This window comes from Candidatus Poriferisocius sp., from assembly GCF_965202595.1.
GTDB lineage: Bacteria > Actinomycetota > Acidimicrobiia > Acidimicrobiales > Bin134 > Poriferisocius.
The window spans coordinates 9,335-32,304 of record NZ_CBDBBH010000001.1 but is presented as its reverse complement, the minus strand read 5'-3'; the positions used below and the strand labels follow the sequence as shown (position 1 = coordinate 32,304).

Genomic DNA, 22,970 nt, shown 5'->3' with positions numbered 1-22,970 from the left:
CATGACCCGAAGGACGCCGCGCTACGGGCTGCCGATCCCCCGTGTGGACAACGCCGACCTGCAACGGTTTCTGGAGACGCTGCTCCAGCGGATGGGGTCGATTGCCGAGGAGAACCGGGCGCTGACGGAGCGGATAGTCGCACTGGAAGGGAATGGGGGGGGGGCAACCGGCCCCGACACCGGTGACGACGCCTGATCCCGGCACCACGCCTTCAAATCCTGACCCCACGTTCGACGTAAACGGCTTTGTCAGCGGGATACAGGCACAACCCTCCGGAAGGGGCGCAATCCGGGTGACCTGGGATGGCTACACTGGCGCGGACAATTACGACGTGTACTACGACACCACCAACAATTTCCTCGTTCCCAGCACCAGAGGGGCCAGACAAGGTATCACGGCCCGGAACGTAACGCTGACCGGATTGACGCCGGGCACCCGATATTACATCTGGGTCCATGCTAACGACGGTACCGGTCGAGACTCCAGAACCAATTCGCTGCCAACCGTAACTTCGGTATCATCGTTGGCGGGAACATAGGGACTGGCCCATGCCCCGCATCCTCATAGCCGGTGCGTCCGGCGGCATCGGCTCAGCCTCCGCCCGCGCCTTCGCGAGGAAGGGCTACGAGGTCTTCGCCGGGTGCCACACCCCCATCGCCGTGCAGAAGATCGAGGAGATCGGCAACCCGAAGATCGTGCCGGTCACCCTCGACGTGGAGACCCCGGACCCGGAACGCATCCCCGACAACCTCTCGATCGTGCTGAACTGCGCCGGCCTCGCCCCCCTGCCCGATCTCGAGGCGCTGGAGACGGCGCACCAGAACCCCACATGGTGGTTCCAGCATCTGGCCACGACCGCCATGGGCGCGGTGTTTCTCGCCAACGCCGCCCGCGAGAAGATGCTGTGGGGGAGCCTCTACGTCTCGCTCACGTCCGACCTTGCCCTGACGAACCAGTCCCGCCACGAGGGGCTGCACGGCGGCCTGTACGCCTACCGGGCCGGGCGGGCGGCCCTCAATGCCTGCCTGCTGGCCCTGGGCCACGACCTCCACCCCTACGGCATCAACGTGATCGCTCTCTCCCCCGGTTGGGTGCGCACCCGCATGGGCGGGCCCTTCGCCCCGATCCATGCCGACGACGCCGGTGTGCGCATCTGCCAGACCCTGATGAATCATCTGGCCTTCACCCCGGAAGAGTGCACCACCCTGATTGACATCAACGGCGACCCCCTCGACTGGTAGATGTTCGACGAAAGCCAGTGGGTCCGGGTCGGCAAGGCCACGGAGAAGCTGCACCGGCACGTCATCGGCCAGCCGGATTGCGACCTCGGCCGCATCCACGCCGCCACGGAAGCGTGGGGCGGACCCCTGCCCGGCCTGCCCGATGCCATTCAGGAAGGTCCGCTCCGCCTCGAAATGCGCGGCCGCCCGCCCCAACACCTGCTCGATGCGGCCAACATCCACATCGAGGATGAACGACTGGCCGGCTACTGGCAGCTTCGCCCGGAAGCCCGGCAGGCCGCCATCTACCACAACCGGCATTACCTGATCCCCCTTCCGGCCCTGCCGGCCGGCCTCGTGCTGTTCGGAGAGAACTGCGAAGCAGGCATCCGGGAGCTCTACACGTGGGACCAGCCCCGGTTGCTGTCACGGCGGATCTACGTGAGCGAAATGCGGCCGGGTTCCGTGCGGGAATGCTGGCCGCACCTCGTCCCCTCGATCATCCCCGAACGGTGCAGCGATTATTGGGCCTACGGGATCGAATACGACGGGAACATGACGGTCACCGCCGTCCATCTCTACCTCTATTATTACGACGTGATGACGCCGGAGGACCGGAAGAATGTCGAAAGAAGGCAGGCGGAATGGGACCGGCTGGCTGACCGAACACAAGGTGTTCTCCGTGAAAGGGTCACCGACACTCCGGCGCATGGTCCTGAAACTCCCGAACGGGTGGGCCATCGGCTTCCACGTCATCAACTCGCAGCCGAGCGACCTTACGACCTGGCATGACCACAGGCACGACATGTTCTCGATCGTGCTGTGGGGACTGGCCACGGAGCTCGTTCACACGCCGGGGAGCGTCCGGGCCCGGTGGCTGTTCCCGCTGCGGATCCGCATCCGCCCGGCCGCCATCCGCCACACGTTCGCCACCGGCGGCCGGCTGGTGACTCTGGTTCTCACGTCGCCGCGCCGGCGGGAAAACCGGATTTACGTTGGCGGACCCGACTCCGACGAGACGCTCACGACCGAACAGGTGCGGGTTTGAAAACCGAAATGATGATTCGCGCCCGTGATGCTGCGCAGGTGGCGGGACGGACGTGGATACCGTGCTACATCGAAACCGGCATCTGGTCGCAGCCGGCCTCGGCTGAACCCCGCATCGCCAGCCTGAGGGAGAGCGACCTCGCGCGGGGGCCGGGGGTTCAGGTCGCCTGGGCCCCGGTCCGCCATCTGCACGACGAACTGGTGCCGATGGTCTCGCAGGCGGTCGGGGAGCCGGTCATTGCGACCGAAATGCACGGCCCGATGCTCTACCACAAGGGGGCGAGGGTCGAGGCGCACATCGACCGCTACCCGGCGCAGATGTTCTGTCTGGTCCTGACGCTCGATGCCGATGCGCCGTGGCACATCCGGACGCTGGACCTGTCCGTGCGTCTCCGGAACCTGGAGGACGAGATTGCGCTCAATCCGGGGACCTTCACCCTCTATGAGGGTGCCCGGCTGCTGCACGAACGGCCGGCCTTCGAGGGCAACCGCATCGTCCTCGCCCACCTGTATTACCGGCCCGAGACGTTCACTCAGGACCGGCCGACCCCGAGCAGTACGTAGCGCACCCCCCACGTGAGCTTCGGCCAGAGCGGCGTCTCCCCGTGCCAGCACAGGGTTCCCTGCTCCATGTGCAGATACGCCCCGGCGGACGTGTCAACCACGAACTCCCCCGTATCGCTCAGTAGCAGCGTGGAGTTGTAGCCCGTCAGCGGGAGTTGGTTGTCAGGCGTGAACTTGGTCTGTTCGAAGAACACGAGCTCGGCGACCCCGATACGGGGGTTCACCTTGTCGAACAGCCACGTCTGGTCGTCCTCGCGCAACCGCATGACGAGGGGCCGTCGGACATCGAGGTCGCGGTCCCACGTGGCATCAAGATGGTCGAGGCCCCACACGTGCGAGCGCACCCGGAGGCAATCTTCCTTGGTCAGGCATTCTGGTATACCGTTCATGTTCCTCTCACAGGGGCCCACACCATGACGGAAACTACTACGAACCTGGCCGGCGTGTACGTCTCGCGGCGGCCAACCGAGGACGACTGGCGCGGCGTGTTGCTGCTGCGCAACGGGCGGTTCTTCTTCATCGACTCGAACGGCGAGGCATGGGAGGGCTACTACCGCCACAACCCCGTCAACAACCGGTTCTCCGGTGCCGGTTTCTGCCGGTTCGTCACGGCGGGCGATGATTCGGAAGCGGCGCCGCGACCGGTCATCATGTCCGGGACGGTCTTCGACGATTCCATCAAGGTCACGGTCGAGAAGAACCGCTACGAGCCGGAAGTCAGGATCGCCCGCCGGGTCTCGGTGCCCCTGTCTGCCGATGCCTGAACCCGTCCCGGATGGCGTCTATCTCGGCCACATGCCGGAATACGACGAATACTGCATCCTGATCCTTCGCGCCGGCCGGCTGGTATCGGTGGACACCGACGGCTACACCGCCGAAGGCCGCTACACGGACAACGGCGAGGACTTCCTCGCGGCGGTGCAACTCTCCCGTGTGGACGGGCAATGCGTCCGGGACGAATTCTGCCGGTGCGGACCGGCGGCCTCGGTCGGCAAGGTCGAGGCTCCCGGCGTCCTGTTCACCCTGTCGAAGCCGTTCCGGCGGCTGTTCACGGGGGTGAAGCTGACCACGCGCCGGATTGCCGACTAGTGCCGCCGGTCTCGGAAGGCTTCGCCATCTGGACCGACTTCCTGACGGAGGCCGAACGCGACGACTTCACGATGTTGACGGAGAGGCTCCGGAGCCTCGGCCTGTTCCGCAAGGGTCTGATCCCGAAACACCCCCATACCGGGGGCATCCGGATCGACGAGATCGGCGAGCACCTGTTCCCCGAGGTCTACCAGTTGATAGCCCCGATTGCCGATCGGGCCGTCTTCCTCGCCGGCAGCCTGATGCGCCAGAACGAAATGGTCCCGGTGGCCGCACAGATCTACCACCGCCCGCCGTGGGACGGACTGGACTGGCACATGGACGATGACGGATGCGACAACATGCACGCGACTGCCATCATCGCCCTGAACACCGTGCGCGAGGGCGGGGAAGTCGAAATCATGCCCCTCGGCGGAGGCGAGAACGTGCTGTGTCCGCAGTTGGCGGGCAGGATGGTGCTGGTGCACTGGAAGACCCTGCACCGGGTCCGGCCGCCGCAATCCGACCGGTACGTGATGCAGATCAACTACCGGTCGATTGTTTCACGTGGAACAATCGGGGGGATTTGCTAGGATTGAGTCTGGCCCACCCTGATGTCGGGTGATGCGCCATGATAATGTTTCTTGGGGATCTAGCAGGGAAGGGCCTCGAAGCCGGTTTCAAAAAGGCCGCTGACGCTACCAAAAAGACTATCCGGAGCAAAGGGCTCGTCGCCAAAGAAATGGCTGGCGAAGGGATTGGCAAAAATATCAAGGGCGGCGGCAAGGACTCCTCCGGCGAACCCGAATTCATCACCAAAAAGGTGATGAGGGGTTCGGACCCTCGGCAAGGTTATGAATACGTAACGATACGGAACCCGAAATACCAGGGCAAGAAATCTAGCGAGGAAGAGGAAAAGACCGCTGCCGAGAAGCGGGCCGACGACAAGAGGTCCCGGCAGGACAAGTACCTGTCCGATGCCGAGGCCGGCATCAAGAAGTTTGCCGGTCTGGCCGAGGACCAGTGGAAGACCTACAAGGACGCCCAGGGCCGCCTGCTGGGCGAGGCCGAGGACCGCGCCAAGGAATACGGGGCAATCTCCCGCGACCAGTGGGACGCCTACAAGAAACACGCCCAACCGGGGATGGAGCGGCTCGTTCCGGCGGCCGAGGAAGCCGATGCCCGCGCCATCAAGCGCTTCGACCGGGAACTGGCGAGGCACGGGCGCGAACTGGACGGCTACTTCGGCCGGGTCCGCGACATGCAGGGCCGGATCGACAAGTACTCCGGGGCCATCGACCGCTTCTCGAAGGAAGCCGACGAATACGACTCGGCAGGCCGGATTGCCATGGAGGAAGGCCGGGCGGCTTCGGATGTAGCGCAATCTTACGGCCGGCAGCGGGCCGGGCTGATGAACATGCTTGGCCGCTACGGCATGAGACCGGGTTCCGGGAAGTTCGCCGGGGCCATGCGTTCGCTGGCGCTCGGTCAGGCCGGCGACACGGCCGGGGCCATGACGGGGGCCCGGACGGGGGTTCTCAATCGGGGCATCGCCCTGCGCGAAGCCGCCCTCGGGCACCGGGGCCGGGGCATCGCTGCCCGGGCGGGGGGACTCTCCGCCCTGGGGGCCGGTCTCGGAGCGTCAAGGGCATCCATCGGCACCATCGCACAGGCGCAGCAGAGCTCGATGGCCAACCGGCTGTCGGCGCTCAATCTGTGGCGCGGCGTCGGCAGCGAGGCCATGCGCGGTGTGGGGGCCACCAGCGGCCTGTATGCCGGCCTGCACGACCAGATGCTCGGCGTCGGCAGCGAGGCCATGCGGAACACGGGGCTTGCCGGTTCCATGTACGGCGGGCTGCACAAGGATCTGCTCGGGGCGGAGTTGGAGCGCGAGGGCATCGCCGCTGACGAACGGATGAACAAGTACGCCGCCGACAAGGGGGTGTCGGCGGCGAGGACTTCCGGGAAATACAGTGCGGCGGGAACCGCCATCGGGATGTTGGGTCTGGCCTTTGCACTCGGCTCTGACCGCCGCCTGAAGCGTGAGATCAAACCAATCGGCGAACTGCCGGACGATCTGACCGTCTACGAGTTCGAGTACATCGATGAACCCGGCACGAAATACACGGGCCTCATGGCTGATGAGGTCCACAAGGTCATGCCCGAGCACGTCTACCACGACGAAAACGGCATCAACTACGTCGATTACGGCGGGGTTCTTCGAGACCTTATGCAGGAAAGGATCTGACCATGGCTGACTGGGGTGCCTTCATGAAAGGCTTGCAGGGCGGCATGTCGAATACGCTCACGATGTACCAGTTGAAGAACGCGATGGATGCCAGGAAGGCGGGAGAGGCGGCGGAAGCGGCGGACGGTGCGGACACCGCCGTCCCCTCGCCGTCGACTCCAGACGGTGACGACGACACGCCCGACATCGCCGCCCGCCGCCGTCGCCGCCGCCGCAAGAACTTCGAGGTTCCGGGAATCTAGCCATGGCCGCAGACTGGGGTGCCTTCACCGAAGGTTTGATGGGCGGCATGTCGAACACGCTCACGATGTGGCGACTCAAGCAGCAGATCGACGCGCAGAAGAAGATGGAGCAATACAAGGAAGGCTTGAAGCAGGCCGTTGACGCCGGCGACCTGGCAGCGGCGCAGGAACTGGCCATGGGATTTGGCGACATGCAGACGGCGAATGCACTTCAGCAGGAGAACGAACGGCGCACCGCCCAAAGTTTCGACCGGATGGCCCGCGAGAACCCGATGCTGGCGGAAGAAGCGGATCCGGGACGGTTTGTGACATGGAAGCGGCATGAAGAGGCCGCCAACCTGACCCTGGAACAGGCGCAGGCGCAACTGGCACGGACGCAGCAGGCGACGGCGCATGAGGCCGAACGGCACCCTCTCGCCATGGCGCAGGGTCAGGCAGGTCTGGCGGCCACGCAGATGAACACCCGGATCGCCGGCGAACAACACGCCATGAACGTCGAGGACCGGCTGACCGGGAAGGAGCAGGCGGCCCTGTCCCGGTCGGCGCGAGAGGTCATCGCCGCGACCGGCGGGGACATGGCCAACCTCGGGCAGGCCATTCCGGCCATGAACCGGTCAATCGAGGAGAACCGGCCGCTCTACCAGAAGCTCTACGGGCTGGAGAAGCACCGCATCCCGGTCGGGGTGGAACTGGTGGACGGACCGAACGGCCCGGAACTGGCCGTGAAGATCTACAACAAGAAGACCGACTCCGTCGGGCCGATGACCGCCAAGGGCACCCCGGACGGGGACGACGAGGTTGTGAGCGACAACGCCGAAGTCGTGTTCCGGATGCTGGAGCACTACGCCGGCATGGGCGGGGGCCCGGAAAAGATGGAGAAAGGCCGGTTCAAGGTGCAAGTGGTCGGGGACAGCATCATCAGGCTCGATACGGCCACCGGGGATGTGACCGAACTCGGCAATGCTCCCATGGAACCCGTGGAGTCGGACTTCATCTCCGGCTTCGCCCAGGATCTGATGGGCGGCGGCATGTTCGCCGACCTGTCCGACCCGGACAAGGAGACGCTGACCGCGCTGAACAAGGTCGGCAACGAGGCCCTGTCCATGGGCTTCGACGAGGCCCAGATCCGGACGGCCATGACTCACGCCCGCGACCTCCTCACGGGCGACGGGGAACTGGCGAAGAAGCACCGCGACGCCAAGTCGTGGCGAGAGCGCAACGAAGTGCTGGTCGAAGTGATGAAGGAGATCGGGTTCCCGTTCGAGGAAGCGAAACCCGAAGAGACCGGCATCACCGCAGACGGGAAGCCCGCCGAGAGGCAGGCTCCCGAAGCCCCGCCCGAGCGGCCGAAGGACGAGTTCGTGCCGGAATCGCGTGAACGCACCCCCGAGGAAGAATCCGTGCGCGACGAGGCCGCCGAAGCCATGCGCCAGGGCTCGCCCGTCATGCCCGGCCTGATCCCGACCACTCCGGGTGAAACCATCCGGGGGGATCACCGGGGGGGACTTGGCGGCTTGCCCGGTCAGGCCCCGCCGCCGCAGCGCCGTCCGACTCGGGCGGTGCCCGAAATGTGGGGCAGCGGGTTCTGAAAAAAGTGGGGCGGCCGTGGTGCGACGGCCGCCCCGTGTCTACCCCCCATAGGAGACGACAGAATCGTAACAGAATGGCAGGCGGATTGACAAGTGGCTGACGGCCTCCCCCCGATAACTGGTGTGGACCCGCTTCGGCGTGGGGCGCGGGAGCTCGCCGGGCTGGCCAGTGTGCGCCTCGGCCGGCCGGACCGGGGGACGGTTCGGAAGCTGCCGGGATTGTCGGAACTGGGGCCGATCGAATCGCTGGAACCGACGAGTCCGACCCCGACCCCCGACAAGGGCTACGGCCGGGAGTTCGTGGACTCCCTGATCTACTCGCTCGGTCCGCAGAACATCCAGATGCTCGGGGCCGGCATCCAGTCCAAGGGCCAGCGCTTCCAGTCGAAGGCCATGCACGACTTCGGGGTGCGCATCAAGAAGTGGGGCGAGGGGCTGAACCTCGGCGAACCGGCTTCCATGCCTTCGGTCGAGGATCTGGACACGCTGGCGCGGTGGTCCGCCGGGGCCCTGGGGCAGGGTCTCGGCAGCATCGCCATGCCGATTGTCGGCGGCGGTGTGGGTGCGGTGGCCGGCGGAGCGGTCGGCGGGAAGCCCGGTGCCATGGTCGGCGGGGTGGCCGGGGCGTTCACCGCCAACGAATCCGTGCTGGAAGGGGAGGCGTTCGAGCAGTTCCGGCAGGAAGGGGTGGATCAGCCGAGAGCGGCGAAGGCCGCCGGGATGATCTCCCCGCTCATGGCCGGACTGGACACCCTCGGCCTGTTCAAGATCTTGCAAGGGCCGATTCGCAAGCCGAAACAGGCGCTGCTGTCCTACATCGGCAAGCGGATGGTGCATGGTGCCACCGTCGAGGGTGTCACCGAAATGCTACAGGGGGTCGTGCGGGAGTACACGGCCGCCGATCTGACCGGCAAGCGCGACATCGAGGAACGCCTTGCGAACGTGCTGGAGGAAGGTGCGGCCGCCGCCCTGACCGGTGGCGTGGTCGGCGGCGTCGGTGCCGTCGTGCAGCGCAACAAGCGCGAGAAGGCCCCGCCGCCTCCGGGTGCCCCGCCGCCGCAGGCCCCGCCGGAGACCGCCGCCCCGCCGCCGGGTGTCGTGCCGCCGGTCGGGACCGGCCCCGAGACGGAACCCGCACCCCGCTACCAGCCCGATCCGGAAGACATCGAGCGGATGGAAGGGCAGGTGGACCGCCGGCCGATCGCCGAGAAGATGGCGGAGCTCACGCCGGAGCAGGAACAGCGCGTCCGGCAGCTTCTCCAGCAGGACCAGCCCAACCCGCCCGCCGTTACGGACGATGCGCTGTGGGACCGGGCAATCCGGCAGGCCAAGGAGGAGTTGCCCGCACCCGCACCCGCGCCCGCCGCGCCCGCCGAGACGGCTCCCGAACCGGACCCCGAAGACGACTTCGGCGAGTTGCCGCCCGAACAGCCGGAAGCCGAGGCCGAGTTCGAGGAACCCGCCGCGCCCGTGCCGGACATCCCGGCGACCGCCACGGAACCCGAGGACCGCAAGGAACCCAAGGTTCCGACGCCCGAGGAAGTCAAGGTCGAGGCCGACAAGGCCGCCGTCTCCCCGACCAACGACATCCCGGAGCCGAGTGACGCCCAGAAAGAGGCGGGGAACTACCAGAAAGGCCACGTCAAGATCCAGGGTCTCGATATCAGCATCGAGAACCCGAAGGGGTCCCGGCGCACGGGCACGGGCAAGGACGGCACAGAGTGGTCGGTCGAAATGCCGGCGCACTACGGCTACGTCCGCCGGACGGAAGGGGCCGACGGGGATCAGGTGGACATCTACGTCGCCGACGACGATCCCGACTACGAACGGGTGTTCCTGATTGACCAGGTGGACCCCGACACCCGCGAGTTCGACGAGCACAAGGCCATCATCGGGGCGGGGTCTACGTCCGAGGCCCAGCGGATCTACGAGGCTGGATTCTCTGACCTGCGGGGCAAGGAGCGAGGCGCGACCATCTCGCTTCTGACGGTTCCGGAGTTCAAGGAATGGCTGGCCACGGGAGACAAGACCAAGCCATACAGCGAGTATTTCAAGCCACCGGCCCCCGCACCGACTCCCGCGCCCGAACCTGAACCCGAACCTGCGCCTACCCCGACTGCCGAGCCTGAACCCGCCCCGGCACCCGCCCCAACGGCGCAACCCGACATCAAGGAAGGCGTCCCGCTCGATCAGTACAAGCCCAAGGGGAAACTGAAGAAGCTCCATTCCGAGCGGCCGGGATACATGCCCGGTGACGTTCTGGCCGGAACAGACAAGGACGGGAACCTGTGGTCCGGCACCCACCAGCTAATCATGCGCGGGCCAATCCCGGAAGGGCACGAGAAGAAGCTCGACCTTCCTGACGAATGGACGCGCCTCATCCCGGATGACGTGAACACTCTGCCGCAGGTCCGGCCGGTGATGGTCCGTCAGCATCCGTTCGATCCCAAGATCATGATGGTGCGGTTCGACGACGGAAAGGCCTACAACGAACAGTTCTATCGGAGGATCATCAAGCGCTTCGGCAAGAACCTTGAATGGCGGCGTGTGGGCGACGAAAGAACGGGCCTGTTTGCCGTGAAGGACGGCGAGCCCGTCGCTCTGATGATGGAGTTGGTCACTAGCGGCTTCACGCCTTCGGCTTCCGAAGCAGCGCTTATCAGGACCACGCCGGAGCCCGCACCGAAGCCCAAACCCAAGCCGAAGCCCCGCCCGAAGCCGAAGCCGAAGCCGGCCGCGAAGAAGCCTGAACCCGCACCGGGACCGGCCCCCGAACCCGAAGCCCCGAAGGCCGACACCGGGATCACCACGTCCACCGGGTCGGACGGCACGACCATCATCATGATCGACCCCTCGAAGGGGGAGACGCAGCGCCGGGCCGACGAACAGCAACGGCGCGATGCCGAGAAACGGAAGCCGAAGGAGCCGAAGGCCCCGGAGCCAAAGGAACCGAAAACTCCGGAGCCCAAGCCGGAGGCCAAGGCCCCCAAGCGGCCCGCAGACTACGGAAAGAAGAACAAGGTCGTCAAAGAGGATGCCGCCGAGAAGGCCCTGGAGGTCCTGCGGCAGCACTTCAACAAGCAGCCGAAATCAGACAAGCCGGTTCGCTACTCGATCATTGACGAGGACGAGGCACCCGACGCCGAGCCTGGCCAGGTCGGGATTCCGCCCGAGGTCCTGCAAGCCGGCGTCACGCTCGCCGTCTACCACCTTGAGGCCGGCACCCTCGGGTTCTCCGAATACTCGAAGGTGATGACCGAACAGATCGGCGAGGCGGTGCAGCCGTTTCTCCGGTCCTGGTACGAGGGCGCCCGCTACTACCCCGGATTCGACGCCAGCGGCATGACCCCCGCGGCCGAGATCGACCAACTACAGGAGACCGGAACCGATGCTCCCGAGCAAACCCCAGATGAAGTCGATGCTGATCGAGACGATGGCGGACGAGAACCCGAGGCTCCTGAGGAAGCTCCAGAAGACCGGGGAACTGAACCAGATGGCGAACAACCAGGTGAACGAGGCCCTGAAGATCCTGAAGTGGAACCTGGGGGAGAACCCGTATCAGAACCCCGACCTAAACGCCCAGGTTCGCGCTCGGGATCTGGCTCTCGAACGACTTCTGGAGTATCCGGGAAAGGAACTCCCGATCGAGGACCTGACGCGCGTGGACCCGATCGACGAGGATCCAAGCCGGATAATCTCCGCCTAGCGAACGAGGAGGATCCGCTACAGGAAGGACGCTCCCCGCTCCAGAAGGCCAGGGACAACACCGAGGCGCTGGCACTCGCCTACCGGATCGAGTCGGAAGGCCGACACGCCACCCCGGAAGAGCAGAGGAAGCTGTCCCTCTACACCGGGTGGGGCGGGCTCAAGGGAGCCTTCCGCGACACCACCGGCAACTTCGCCAAGGGCTACGAGACCATCGGCCGGCTGCTCGAAGAAATGATGGACCCGGACGAATACCGGCAGGCCGAACGCTCGATCCAGTACTCGCACTACACGTCCGAGGCCGTCATCAGGCACATGTGGATGCTGGCCGAACGGCTTGGCGTCGCCGGCGGGCGCATCCTCGAACCGGGTTCCGGCATCGGCCTGTTCGCCGGCTACATGCCGGACTCCATCGCCGACGACAAGAAGACCTCCTACACCGGCATCGAGATGGACAGTATCTCGGCGAGGATCTCCCGGCTGATCTACCCGAACTACACGATCCACCACGACGACTTCGCCAAGCGCAAGGTCCGGAAGGAGCACTACGACTTCGCCATCGGCAACCCGCCGTTCGCCAACATCGTGGTCGGCAACGACCCGGATTACGCCTCGAAGCGGTTCCTGCTGCACGACTTCTTCTTCGCCAAGACGCTCGATGCGCTGAAGCCCGGCGGCATCCTCATGTTCGTGACCTCGGCCGGGACGATGAACAAGGTCGGCACCAAGGCTCGGGAATACTTCGCCGACCAGGCTGACCTGATCGGGGCCATCCGCCTGCCGGGGGGCAAGGCGGGCGCGTTCGCCGAGGCGTCCAACACGCAGGTCACGACCGACATCATCGTGCTGCGCAAGCGCCGCGAGGGAGAGCAGCCCGGCAACCGTGAATGGGTGCAAACCCGGAACGTCGAGCTCGAAAGCACGGTCGGCAGGAAACTCCACGAGACCCCCAAGCTCATCCCGACGGCCCTGAATCGTTACTTCTTGCGTAACGCGAACATGGTGCTCGGCATCGAGGGGCTGTTCGATCCCCTGATCCCGAACCGGTATGGCGTGAAGGCCATCGAGGGCCGCGACCTCGCCACCCAGATGCGGAACACCTTGCAGCGGTTCCCGAAGGACGTGTGGAACCCGACCCCGGACCGGCCCGAGGACACCGCCTCCGTCGAGGAACTGGAGACCGGGGCCGAGAAGGAGCTCTCGTACTACATCGGCGAGGACGGGGTCATTCGGCAGGTGGTGGAAGGCCACGGGGTCGTTCCGAAGATCACCAAGAAGAACCAGCCCCTGATCCGTGACCTGATCGGCCTCCGGAACGCCCTGCGCGAGGTCATGAAGGCCAACGTCGCCCGCGACGACAAGGCCGGCGACAAGGCCCGCAAGGAACTCGGCCGGCTCTACGACGCCTTCCGCAAGCAATACGGGCCGGTCGGCAAGGTCATCCGCACCTACCGCCGCCCGACGATCATCCAGCAGGAGAGCGCACGGGAACGCGAGCGAGAGAACGCCCGGCTACAGGGTGAACCGTGGGACGAGGGCGACTTCACACCCCCGCCGGGCTTCTACGACCTGAAGGTCACCCAACGGGCCCAGCTTCGCCGGGAAGCCCGTGAGGACCACGAACGCCAGCGGCAACGGGGCCGGGTGGACCACCCGTTCCGGGAGGGCAGCCTCCACCCCGACGACCTGCCCGACATCGAGATCCGGAAGTACCCGAACCTCGATCCGTTCTCCGAGGACCCCGAATACTTCCGGCTGGCGGCGCTGGAGAAGGTCAACGAGGAGGAGACCGAGTTCGAGAAGGGGCCCCTGTTCACGGTCAACATCATCGGCGGCCTGCCGGAACCGGAGATCCGGAACGCCAAGGACGCCGTGTTCAAGGTGATGATCGAGAAGGGGTCGTTCGATCTGGAAGAGGTCGCCAAGGTCTACGGGAAGACGATCGAGGAGACCGTCGCCGAGTTGGGCGACGACGTGTTCGAGTTGCCCCTGACCCCCGGCCGGTTCGTGTCCGCCGAAGACTACCTGTCCGGGGACGTGAAGACGAAGCTCGAAAACGCCATGGAGAAGGCCAAGGAAAATCCCAGCTTCGAGCGCAACGTCAAGGCGCTGGAAAAGGTCATACCGGTCGATCTGGTGCCTTCCGAGATCGTGATCGGCGTCGGGGCCAAGTGGTTGCCTGCCAAGATGATCGAAGCGTTCGGCCGCCACCTCGGACTGGACCGCGTGAAGGTCGGGATTCCGACCGGCCGGAAGCAGCTTCGGGCCGTCGATGCCTACACCTCGGCGCGAGCCGACACCCAGTGGTCGGCCCGCTACGAGGAAGGTCACACGGCGGTCCCGGCCCACGCCCTGTTCGAGCACGCCGTCAACATGAAACCTCCCCCGAAGGTCTACGTGGATATCGGGGACGGGAAGAAGCAGCAGGACACCGTTGCGACCGCTGCCTCCCGGGCGCAGTACGACGCCATCATGGCCGAGTTCAAGTCGTGGTGGGAGGGGCAGACCGCGTTCCGGCAGGAAGCGGCGGAGATCTACAACCGTCTGTTCCGCCGCACGGTCACGAAGAAGTACTCGGGCGACCACATCGTCACGCCGGGCAAGCGCACCGACTTCGAGTGGCGGTCCTACCAGAAATCGGTCATTGCCCGGATCGTGCAGTCCGGCAACACCTACATGGCCCACGCGGTCGGGGCGGGCAAGACCTCCTCGATGATCGGGGCCGTCATGGAGCTCCGGCGGCTCGGCCTCGCGTCCAAGCCGATGATTGTTGTGCCGAAGGCGGTGTTGCGTCAGTTCGCCCTCGAGTTCCAGCAGCTTTACCCGGCGGCCAACATTTCCGTGGCCGACGAGAAAAGGATTCAGGGCGACAACCGCCGCCGGTTCGTGGCCGCCGTGGGTCTGGACAGCACCCTCGATGCCGTGATCCTCACCCACGAAGCGTTCGGCAAGATCCCGCTCAGCGTCGAGTTCGCCGGTCAATTGATGCTGGAGGAGATCCTCCAACTGAGGGAGGCGCTGGTTCAACTCAAGGAGGAGAAGGCCCCCCGCCACAAGCGGGCGCAAGTGCAGCGCGAAATCGAGAAGATCGAGCGTCAGCAACAGCAGATGGAGGATTCCGATCAGGTCTTCACGTTCGAGGAAATGGGGGTCGATTACCTGTTCGTGGACGAGGCCCACGTATTCCGGAAGCTCGGTCTGGTCACGACGCAGGATGTGAAGGGGATCGCGTCCGACGCCTCCGGCCGCGCCAAGGACATGTACCGGAAGATCCGCTACATGCGGACGCTGAACCCGACTCGGGGCGTCGTGTTCGCTTCCGGCACCCCCGTCGTGAACACGATGGGCGAGATCTACAACGTCTCCAGGTATCTGCAAGAAGCCACCATGGAGCGGATGGGGATCCAGTCGTTCGATTCGTGGTCATCCCTGTTCGGCGTCACGGCCGACATCGACGAACGCAACGCCGCCGGCCACTACAAGACGGTCCGGCGTTTCGTGGAGTTCGTGAACCTTCCCGAGCTCAAGATCATGGCGCTGGAGGTCATCGACTACATCGGCCCCGATCAACTGGCGCAGGAGGTTGTGCGCCCGGCCCTCAGGGGCGGCGACCGCCAACTGACCCTCCACAAGCTGAATGACGGCCAGCGGGCCTACCGCCGGGTGCTGGAAGACCGGATCGCCGCCGTCGAGGCCCGGAGAGGTCCGCCCGAGCCGGGCGACGACATCATGCTCACGATCATCAACGACGGCCGCAAGGCGGCTATCGACATGCGCCTGATCGATGCGTCCGCGCCCAACGACCCGACCACCAAGCTCAACCGCATGATCGACGGCATCTACGAGGAGTGGAAGGCCACCAGGGACCAGCCGTTCTACCGCCCGGACCATCAGGCCGGGGTCTACGAGAAGGAGCCCTTCATGCGGGGGCCCGGAACGCAGCTTGTGTTCGTGACGCTGGGGATCAGGGGCGACTTCTCGGTCGTGCGCTGGATCCGGGCGGCGCTCGAACAGCGGAAGATTCCGGGCAACGAGATCGCCTTCATCAACGACTACAAGAACTCAACGCAGCGCCAGCGCCTGTTCAACGACATGAACGAGGGCAAGATCCGCATCCTGATGGGCCACCCGGAGACCCTCGGCACCGGCGTCAACGTGCAATCGAGGCTCACGGCCATCCACAACCTCGATGCCTTGTGGTTCCCGGCCATCGATGAACAGCGCCTCGGCCGGGGGGTGCGTCAGGGCAACTGGAACCCGGAGGTCGCCGTCTTCGACTACGCCACGGAGGAATCCTTCGACGAGCAGATGTTCCAGATGATGGCCACCAAGGGCAAGTTCATCCACAGCTTCTGGAAGGATCAGGACAGCCGCACCATGGAGGACATCTCCATGGACGAGTACTACGACAAGGCCAAGGCCATCATTTCCGGCGACCCCCGGCTGGAGGAACTCAATCAACTGAAACGGGATATCCGGAAGCTCGAAGGCGAGAAGGTGCGCCACGAGCAGCAGTTCCAGGGCCTCTCGGCGAACGTCAAGAGTCTGGAGCGGGACATGGCCTACGACAAAAGAACCATAGAGAGATACGGGCGGCTCAACGAAGCTCGGGAAGACATTTCCGGCGACAAGTTCAGCATGACGATCGACGAGAAATGGACCGAAGACCGGAAGCCGCTCACGGTCACCAAGCGGAGCGAGGCCAACAAGCAGCTAGAGAGGATCACCGCAGAAGTCAGAAGGAAGCGGGCAGAAGCAGGCATGCAAAGACACGAACTTGTCGGGAAGATCGCCGGTCTCGATATGACCTTTCCGAAAGATACGACCAGATTAGCTCTGACCGCCCCCGGCATGGAACTCAAGGACGGTATCTGGTTCGACACGGCTGACGACTGGAAAAACATGCAGGACGAGGGCTACAGGGAGCTCAAGAGCCCGTTGCCCTCGATCGAGCCGAGTCTCCGGGGGATGGCTGATTACGTTGCTTCACTGCAAAGCGATATCGACAAGGCGAAGGCGCAGATCGCCGATCTTCAAAAGCAGGCGACGGAAGGCAAGAAGCCGTTCCCGAAGCAGGACGAACTGACGGCGAAGCGGACGCAGGAACAGGACCTCCGGAACACCCTCAGGACCGAGAGCGCCGAACGCGAGCGGCAGCAAGAGGCCGCCCGGCAGGCGGAGATCGAAAGCCGGTTCGGGCCGCAGAAGGAGGAGGGGCCGACGGTCGAAGAGGAGATCGCACAGAACAATCAGGTTCTGACGAATGTTCTCCAGCAGATCGAGCAGGAACACCGCGAGCGTCTGGCACCCGCCCCGGAGCCCGAGCCAGAGCCCGAACCCGAGCCGGAAAGCCCGCTCGCCGCCCTGGGGAGCAGGCGCGACGCCGTGCTGCCGGTGCAGACCGTAACGACGGCCCCCGCCCCCGCCGAGACCCCCGCCGAACCGGCCGCAGCCGAACCGGCGGCCACCATCCGCCCCGCCCGCCCGAAGAAGATCAGGGGCGAATGGGGCGCCACCGTCCAGACGGCGGATGCGAGGGAAAGCACCACGTGGGACGATGGCGTACGAACCCCGATCGGGGACCCCGCCAACCCCGTCAAGGTCGGCGACACCATCGAGGTCAAGACCCGCAAGGGCAAGACCTGGCGGGCCGTGGTGACCGAAGTGGTCAAGGTGGACGAGTGGGGCACCGATGTCCTGACCCGCCGGATCGAGGACAAGCGGGGCAGAAGCCGGACCCCGCAACGCCGCACGAGCGTCATGGAGGATGTGGTCAACGAGGGGTTGGGCACCCGAGAGAAACGCGCCGATGCGCCGACGAAGCCCCTGCCGCTGGCCAAGGCGAGTCAGGCCGTCGCCCGCCTCATTCAGAACTGGGACCCGTCCGTCTCCCCGGAGGTCAGGATCTTCGAGTCCTGGGAGGACCTGCCGCCGGCAGTTCTGGCCGACATCGACCCGCCGCCGCCCGGCCGGGTGATCGCCGGCCTCCTGCACGATGGCACGGTGTATCTGTTCTCGAACGCGCATTCGAGCGTGACCGCGCTCAAGAAGACGCTGATGCACGAGGCCGCCGGCCACTGGTCGATGCAGGACATGATGGGCGACGATTTCGGCCCGTTGCTGGCCGAGGTCTGGAAGTCACGGGAGAAGAAGGGGTTCCGGGAGGTCTACGAGGAAGTCCTCCGGAAGTATCCGGGCGCGTCGCAGGACATTCTGGCCGAGGAGATGATCGCCAAGCTGGCCGAGAGCGACCTCAAGGATCCTCTGGTTACGAGGATCTACGCCGCCATCCGCCGCTTCCTCCGTTCTCTCGGCTTCCGGATTCCGATCTCGCACGATGACATCCGCGCGATTCTGCGCCGGGCGGAGAAGCGGATGCGTTCGACGACGGATCGGGCGAACGAGATGGCGCAGCGCGACGATCCCCATGCGGATATCCGGAGCAACCCGCAGCGGATCAAGAACGGCGAGGCGTTGCTCGCACTGGCGCGGGCGACCGGGATCATCCCGGACCGGGACTGGAACTTCCTCGAATGGTTCGCCGACAGCAAGATTGTCGATGAAAACAACATGCCGCTCGTCGTCTTCCACGGCACCGGGTCGGACCACTCGGTGTTCATGAAACAGCAATGGGACGGGTTCTATTTCTCAGTGAGCGCGGATATCGCCGGCCGGTTTGCCGAATTCGGGAGGGGCAGGGGGGCGGCCGGTCCGAACATCATGCCGGTCTACCTTTCGATCCAGAATCCGAAACACATCCGGAAGAAGGGTTGGTCGCCGCACGTCGAATACAGAGAGATCAAAAAGGCGATGGCCGAAGGGCACGACGGGTTCATTGTCGATCCTGCCAGGGGTCCACGGGCCTACGTCGCCTTCCGCCCGGAGCAGATCAAATCGGCCATCGGCAACGCCGGCAGCTTCGATCGCGGCAACCCCGACATCCGCTACGCCATCGGCGGCTGGCACTACTCCCCGCACATCTTCGACAAATTCTCCATGGAGTGGATCGGCAGCGGCACCGGGATGCAGGTGTACGGATGGGGAATGTATTTCGGCTCCCTGAAGGAGATCGCCGACAAGTGGGCCGGCCTGTTCAGGCAGGACCGACGGGATTCGGGAGACATCGAAGTCAAGTTCCTGACGTTCGAGGCCAAAGGATTCGAGGGGGACTTCAGAGCGTTTTCGGAGTGGCTGGTCGAGACCGAGCTTGCGGACGATCTGAAAAAGGATCGGAAGTTCAAACGCGGCGTCGAGATAGAGTTGGGATACGCCCTGTTCACCATCTTCGAGGCCGCTCCGGAGAATCCGCAAGCCGGGATTCTCTCCTACATGGAGGGCCTGAGGGATGACATTGCAAGGTATACCCTGGATACGAACGAGGAAAAAGATGGTGTCCTGCCGCTGCTGAAGATACTGAAAGAGAGACTCGATGACGGGACCATCTGGATCAAGGGGAGAGAACCGAAGGGAGCCGTCTACGAGGTGGAACTGGCTCCGGACGAAAATGAAATGATGCATTTGGACAAGCGGTTCGAGTATCAGCCTGAGATCGTCAAGAAAGCCCTGAGGAAGTTCGAGAAACAGGGCAGGCTCAATACACAGGTCTATCCCGGAACGCAGATGCGCGCCATCGGCGACATGATGTATCAGCAGCTCGCCGCTTCCTTCCTCAATGATCCTCCCAAAGACGGAAAAAGGCTGGCATCGATGGCGTTGCTGGACGAGGGGGTGCGCGGCCTCGTCTACGACGATAATGGCAAAAACTACATCGTCTTCACCTCCGATGACATCACCATCAAGAAACGGAAGGTCCACTACAAGATCGAGGCGCACCACGGCGCCCCGCACCAGCTAGGCACCATGGACAGCCCCCAGGGCGACGCCAAGGGTTGGGGGATGCAGTTCACCTCGAAGAAGGCGATGGCGGACTACTTCCGCCGCCAGATGCTGGCCGAACGCGCCTTTGACGAGGATCTGGAGAACGTGACGTTCACCTTCCGGGGCAACCCCTTCCGGTCCCTCGACGGCATTGCCAAGGCCATCATGGCGAAGCGTTATCCGGATCAGGCCGGGTCGTTGTCCGAGCTCCTGACCTCGGCGGTGCTGAACACCGAGGAAGCGCTGCTCGCCACGCCCGCCGCCCGCCGCCCGTCGTTCCTCGCCAAGGTCATCCGTGACAACGCCAAGGCGTATCGAGAACTGGAGGGGTCGGCGGCCGTGGCGTCCGGGGCGCGGACGTTCGCTTCCCTGCTGGTCAGGGGCGACATCAAGATGGAGGTCAAGCCGCAGGGCGAGACCATCACCGCCGAGCTTGCCCCCAAGGTTGGCGAGTTGCTCGACTGGAACAAGTCGTTCGACGAGCAGTCGGAAGTGGTGCAGAAGGCGTGGCGGAAGCTGTCGCAGAACCGGAAGGGCACCGGGCAGGACCTCTACCACGAGTTGACCGAGGCGCAGCAGATCGAGGGGGTGTTCGACGGGACGCCCGAGCAGGCGGCCGAGCAGGCATCGGCAGCGTTGCTGGCCGAAGGGGTCCGGGGGACCACGGGGGTGGAACCGGGCAGCAACGACCGGGGCTACGTGATCTTTGACGACCGCGACGTGCGGGTGAAGAAGAAGGTGCGCTACTCGCTCCAGGACGAACCCGGACCCGAACCCGCCGCCGCCGCACCGGCCCCGAAGAAGCCGCCCCGCTACATCGACCTCGCCCGCCCGATCGAGAGCGTGTTCCGACTCATGACGCTCCCGTTCGGGGGCATCGGCGCCGACGGCAACCTGCGCCTGTCCAAACCCGCAGGCAAGCTCGCGCACCGGATCGTGCGCGAATGGCGGCCGGACCCCAAGGGTTCCTTCCGGTGGGTGGATCCCTACCTCCAGACCGCCCGGTTCAACATCCTGAACCGCTTTGGCACCCCGAAGGAGTTCATCGCCCGCGAACGCCGCAAGTTCTCGGACACCTACGAGATCACGCAGGAGCTTGTCCGCTTCCTCGAATCCCTCTCCGAGGAGGGGCTGCGGATGGAGGAGGCCCGGTCCTTGCAGGAGGTGCTCGAAGGCAAGGAACTGAACGAGGGCCGCCTGTCGCGCATGGCGAAGCCGATCCGCGAGAAGCTCGACGCCTACGGGGCCGAACTGGTGGACATGGGCCTGCTGCCGAAGGATGCGTATCTCCGCAACCTCGGCAAATACCTGCACCGGTCCTACCGCAAATACGAGTTTGACGCCCCGCCCATGGTCAAGTGGGGGCGGCGCCGGGCGCAGGGCCGGCGCCGGGCGCTGCGGGGCGACGAACTGATGCAGCGGGGCCGGCGGCACCGCGTCGAAATGAAGCGACTCCTCAAGCACGTGCCCCGGCAGTTCAAGCGGACGGCCGCCCGCGCCAGCCAGTGGGAGATCTTCGACAAGATCGCCCCGTCCGGGCGCGTCTCGAAGCGCATCTACAGGCCGGTCGGGGTCGAAACCCGAATCGAGATCCCGGTCACCGGATGGGTCAGCCGGGGCACATGGGAGTTGCGCCACGAGAAGCACCCGCAGGGCAAGGGCGGGAAGACCTACCTGTGGCGCGACTACACCGAGAACGAGCGGCTGGAGATGGGCGAGATCCGCGACGCCCGCTACAACCTCATCAAGACCTACGAGTTGCTGGCGCACGACATCGCCACCGGGCGTTTCTTCGAGGACATCGCCGACAACCCGGCGTGGTTCTCGCAGAAGGAGCCGGCCTCCGGCATGGTGATCGACGCGGCCGAGATCACCCGCATGGGCGGCAACGTGGCCAATGCCGACTGGGTGAAGGTTCCCGACTCGAAGATCCCGAAGAGTGCGGCGAAGCGGTGGGGGGCCCTCGCCGGCGGCTACGTCAAGGCGTCCATCTGGCGCGACCTGAACGAGCTCGACCGGATGCAGCGGCCGGGGGTGTGGGCCTGGATGCTCCGGGAGTGGAAGAAGAACAAGACCACGCGGTCGCCCGGCGTCCACTTCAACAACACGATGGGCAACGTGATCCTCGCCGAGCTCTACGACCTCACGTGGGGCGACATCAAGCGCGGCCTGTTCGAGTTCGCCAAGCGCGGCCAGATGTATCAGGAAGCCGTGCAGGACGGGGTGTTCGACGGCGGCTACGTCCGGACGGAACTCAATCGCGGCGACCTCGACAACATCATCGACAAGATCGTGCAGGAGGTCGAAGCCTCCGAGGAGATCAAGCGGAGCCCCGGCCGGCGGGTGTTCGAGGTGTTCCAGCGCCTCGACCGGGGGATGCAGCGGGCCTACCGGTGGGAGGACGAGGCGTTCCGGCTCATGAGCTACATGCGCGACCGGAACCGGGGGGCCAACCGGGAGGAGGCCGCCACCAACGCCATCAACCGCTTCCTGAACTACGACATCCGGGCCCCGTGGCCGAACGCCTTGCGCCGGACGGTCCTGCCCTTCCTCGCCTACACCTACGCCTTTGTGCCGCAATGGCTCAAGGCGGTCACGCAGAAGCCGTGGAAGCTCGCCAAGATCTTCACCATCGGCTACGTGCTGCAAGCGCTGGCCTACGAGATGGACGACGAGGAAGAGGGTGTGGACTGGCTGCGGGTGGCCAACCCGTTCGAGCAGACCGAGCTCGAGCGGCGCGAACGGGCGGCCATGTCCGACCGCGACAAGGGCTACACCTGGGCCGGGCTGCCCAAGATGTTCCGCACTCCCTTCAAGTCGGACGGGGACCCGATCTACATCAACCTGACCCGGGTGCTGCCCGGCGGCGGCATGATGGACTTCGACAAGGGGCCGACCGGGGCGATGCCGGAATGGCTGATGGTGTCAGGGCCGATCACCACGGCGTTCGAGGTCATGTTCAACCGCCAGACCTTCATCGACCAGCCGATCAGCGAGCCGTCGGACACGGCGAGGGAGCAGTTCGAGAAGAACTTCGGCTACATCTGGCGCTCCACCATGCCCAACGCCTTCTGGATCCCCGGTTCGTGGGACCAGAAGCGCCTCATTCAGGCCGGTTCCGACGAGACCGACATGTTCGGGCGGGAGTATTCGCTCCCGGTGGCGGCGGTGCGCTCCTTCGGCCCGAAGGTCTACCCGTTCGACCTCGATTCGCAGCGCACCTACCGGATGTTCGACATCGAGCGGGAGTTGCAGGGCTGGCGCTCGAAGGCCCGGCAGGCCGCCCTCGATCATTCGAGGAACCGGATCAGCCGGAGGGTCTACGAGGACCGGACGAAACGGGCTCTTGAGGGGATGATGGAGACCAGAGACCGGGCACAAGAGATTTTCAACCCGAGATAGTTTGCT

14 protein-coding genes are annotated in these 22,970 nt (G+C 65.1%); 13 read left to right on the top strand and 1 reads right to left on the bottom strand.

Features of this window, described 5'->3' with window-relative positions:
• The first annotated feature begins 1 nt into the window (after position 1).
• Genes ACOGXC_RS00085 through ACOGXC_RS00060 form a run of 6 tightly spaced genes read left to right on the top strand, consistent with a single transcriptional unit; the run spans position 2 to position 2,832 of the window.
• The gene (locus ACOGXC_RS00085) at positions 2-196 is read left to right on the top strand and encodes a hypothetical protein (protein ID WP_419917453.1); all 195 of its coding nucleotides are present in this window, start codon (positions 2-4) and stop codon (positions 194-196) included.
• Entirely contained in the window at positions 153-539 is a 387-nt protein-coding gene (locus ACOGXC_RS00080; protein ID WP_419917452.1) for a fibronectin type III domain-containing protein, read from the top strand. Before ACOGXC_RS00085 ends, ACOGXC_RS00080 begins: the two co-directional genes overlap by 44 nt.
• 10 nt (positions 540-549) lie before the next feature.
• Positions 550-1,242, top strand: coding sequence for an SDR family oxidoreductase (locus ACOGXC_RS00075; protein ID WP_419917451.1), 693 nt, complete (start codon positions 550-552; stop codon positions 1,240-1,242).
• Positions 1,243-2,013, top strand: a complete 771-nt coding sequence (locus ACOGXC_RS00070) for a hypothetical protein (protein ID WP_419917450.1) — start codon at positions 1,243-1,245, stop codon at positions 2,011-2,013.
• A 13-nt stretch (positions 2,014-2,026) separates the two neighbouring features.
• Complete coding sequence (locus tag ACOGXC_RS00065) at positions 2,027-2,269, top strand: hypothetical protein (RefSeq protein WP_419917449.1); 243 nt, start codon at positions 2,027-2,029, stop codon at positions 2,267-2,269.
• Positions 2,266-2,832, top strand: coding sequence for a hypothetical protein (locus tag ACOGXC_RS00060; RefSeq protein WP_419917448.1), 567 nt, complete (start codon positions 2,266-2,268; stop codon positions 2,830-2,832). The genes ACOGXC_RS00065 and ACOGXC_RS00060 overlap by 4 nt, the downstream gene beginning before the upstream one ends.
• On the opposite strand, the gene ACOGXC_RS00055 is transcribed toward ACOGXC_RS00060, so the two are convergent.
• The gene (locus tag ACOGXC_RS00055; RefSeq protein ID WP_419917447.1) at positions 2,802-3,176 is read right to left on the bottom strand and encodes a hypothetical protein; all 375 of its coding nucleotides are present in this window, start codon (positions 3,174-3,176) and stop codon (positions 2,802-2,804) included. The two genes, ACOGXC_RS00060 and ACOGXC_RS00055, sit on opposite strands and share 31 nt — an antisense overlap.
• Before the next feature lie 69 nt (positions 3,177-3,245).
• On the opposite strand from ACOGXC_RS00055, the gene ACOGXC_RS00050 reads away from it, so the two are divergent.
• From ACOGXC_RS00050 to ACOGXC_RS00020, 7 genes are all read left to right on the top strand, one after another.
• Positions 3,246-3,596 carry a hypothetical protein gene (locus ACOGXC_RS00050; protein WP_419917446.1) on the top strand — a complete coding sequence of 117 codons (351 nt, stop codon included), beginning with the start codon at positions 3,246-3,248 and terminating at the stop codon, positions 3,594-3,596.
• Positions 3,589-3,921 carry a hypothetical protein gene (locus ACOGXC_RS00045; RefSeq protein ID WP_419917445.1) on the top strand — a complete coding sequence of 111 codons (333 nt, stop codon included), beginning with the start codon at positions 3,589-3,591 and terminating at the stop codon, positions 3,919-3,921. Before ACOGXC_RS00050 ends, ACOGXC_RS00045 begins: the two co-directional genes overlap by 8 nt.
• Entirely contained in the window at positions 3,921-4,493 is a 573-nt protein-coding gene (locus tag ACOGXC_RS00040) for a 2OG-Fe(II) oxygenase (RefSeq protein WP_419917444.1), read from the top strand. The genes ACOGXC_RS00045 and ACOGXC_RS00040 overlap by 1 nt, the downstream gene beginning before the upstream one ends.
• Positions 4,494-4,537: 44 nt before the next feature.
• On the top strand, positions 4,538-6,148 hold the full coding sequence (locus tag ACOGXC_RS00035) for a tail fiber domain-containing protein (RefSeq protein WP_419917443.1): 1,611 nt from the start codon (positions 4,538-4,540) through the stop codon (positions 6,146-6,148).
• A gap of 2 nt (positions 6,149-6,150) precedes the next feature.
• Complete coding sequence (locus ACOGXC_RS00030; RefSeq protein ID WP_419917442.1) at positions 6,151-6,390, top strand: hypothetical protein; 240 nt, start codon at positions 6,151-6,153, stop codon at positions 6,388-6,390.
• A 2-nt stretch (positions 6,391-6,392) separates the two neighbouring features.
• Complete coding sequence (locus ACOGXC_RS00025) at positions 6,393-7,979, top strand: hypothetical protein (RefSeq protein ID WP_419917441.1); 1,587 nt, start codon at positions 6,393-6,395, stop codon at positions 7,977-7,979.
• 123 nt (positions 7,980-8,102) lie between these two features.
• Positions 8,103-22,964 (top strand): Eco57I restriction-modification methylase domain-containing protein, encoded by a 14,862-nt coding sequence (locus ACOGXC_RS00020; protein ID WP_419917440.1) that lies wholly within the window; start codon positions 8,103-8,105, stop codon positions 22,962-22,964.
• The last annotated feature ends 6 nt before the right edge of the window (positions 22,965-22,970 follow it).

Coding starts and splice junctions, on each gene's coding strand:
- ACOGXC_RS00050 (WP_419917446.1), top strand. CDS start 3,246: ATGACGGAAACTACTACGAACCTGGCCGGCGTGTACGTCTCGCGGCGG.
- ACOGXC_RS00030 (WP_419917442.1), top strand. CDS start 6,151: ATGGCTGACTGGGGTGCCTTCATGAAAGGCTTGCAGGGCGGCATGTCG.
- ACOGXC_RS00085 (WP_419917453.1), top strand. CDS start 2: ATGACCCGAAGGACGCCGCGCTACGGGCTGCCGATCCCCCGTGTGGAC.
- ACOGXC_RS00075 (WP_419917451.1), top strand. CDS start 550: ATGCCCCGCATCCTCATAGCCGGTGCGTCCGGCGGCATCGGCTCAGCC.
- ACOGXC_RS00045 (WP_419917445.1), top strand. CDS start 3,589: ATGCCTGAACCCGTCCCGGATGGCGTCTATCTCGGCCACATGCCGGAA.
- ACOGXC_RS00025 (WP_419917441.1), top strand. CDS start 6,393: ATGGCCGCAGACTGGGGTGCCTTCACCGAAGGTTTGATGGGCGGCATG.
- ACOGXC_RS00070 (WP_419917450.1), top strand. CDS start 1,243: ATGTTCGACGAAAGCCAGTGGGTCCGGGTCGGCAAGGCCACGGAGAAG.
- ACOGXC_RS00065 (WP_419917449.1), top strand. CDS start 2,027: ATGTTCTCGATCGTGCTGTGGGGACTGGCCACGGAGCTCGTTCACACG.
- ACOGXC_RS00080 (WP_419917452.1), top strand. CDS start 153: ATGGGGGGGGGGCAACCGGCCCCGACACCGGTGACGACGCCTGATCCC.
- ACOGXC_RS00035 (WP_419917443.1), top strand. CDS start 4,538: ATGTTTCTTGGGGATCTAGCAGGGAAGGGCCTCGAAGCCGGTTTCAAA.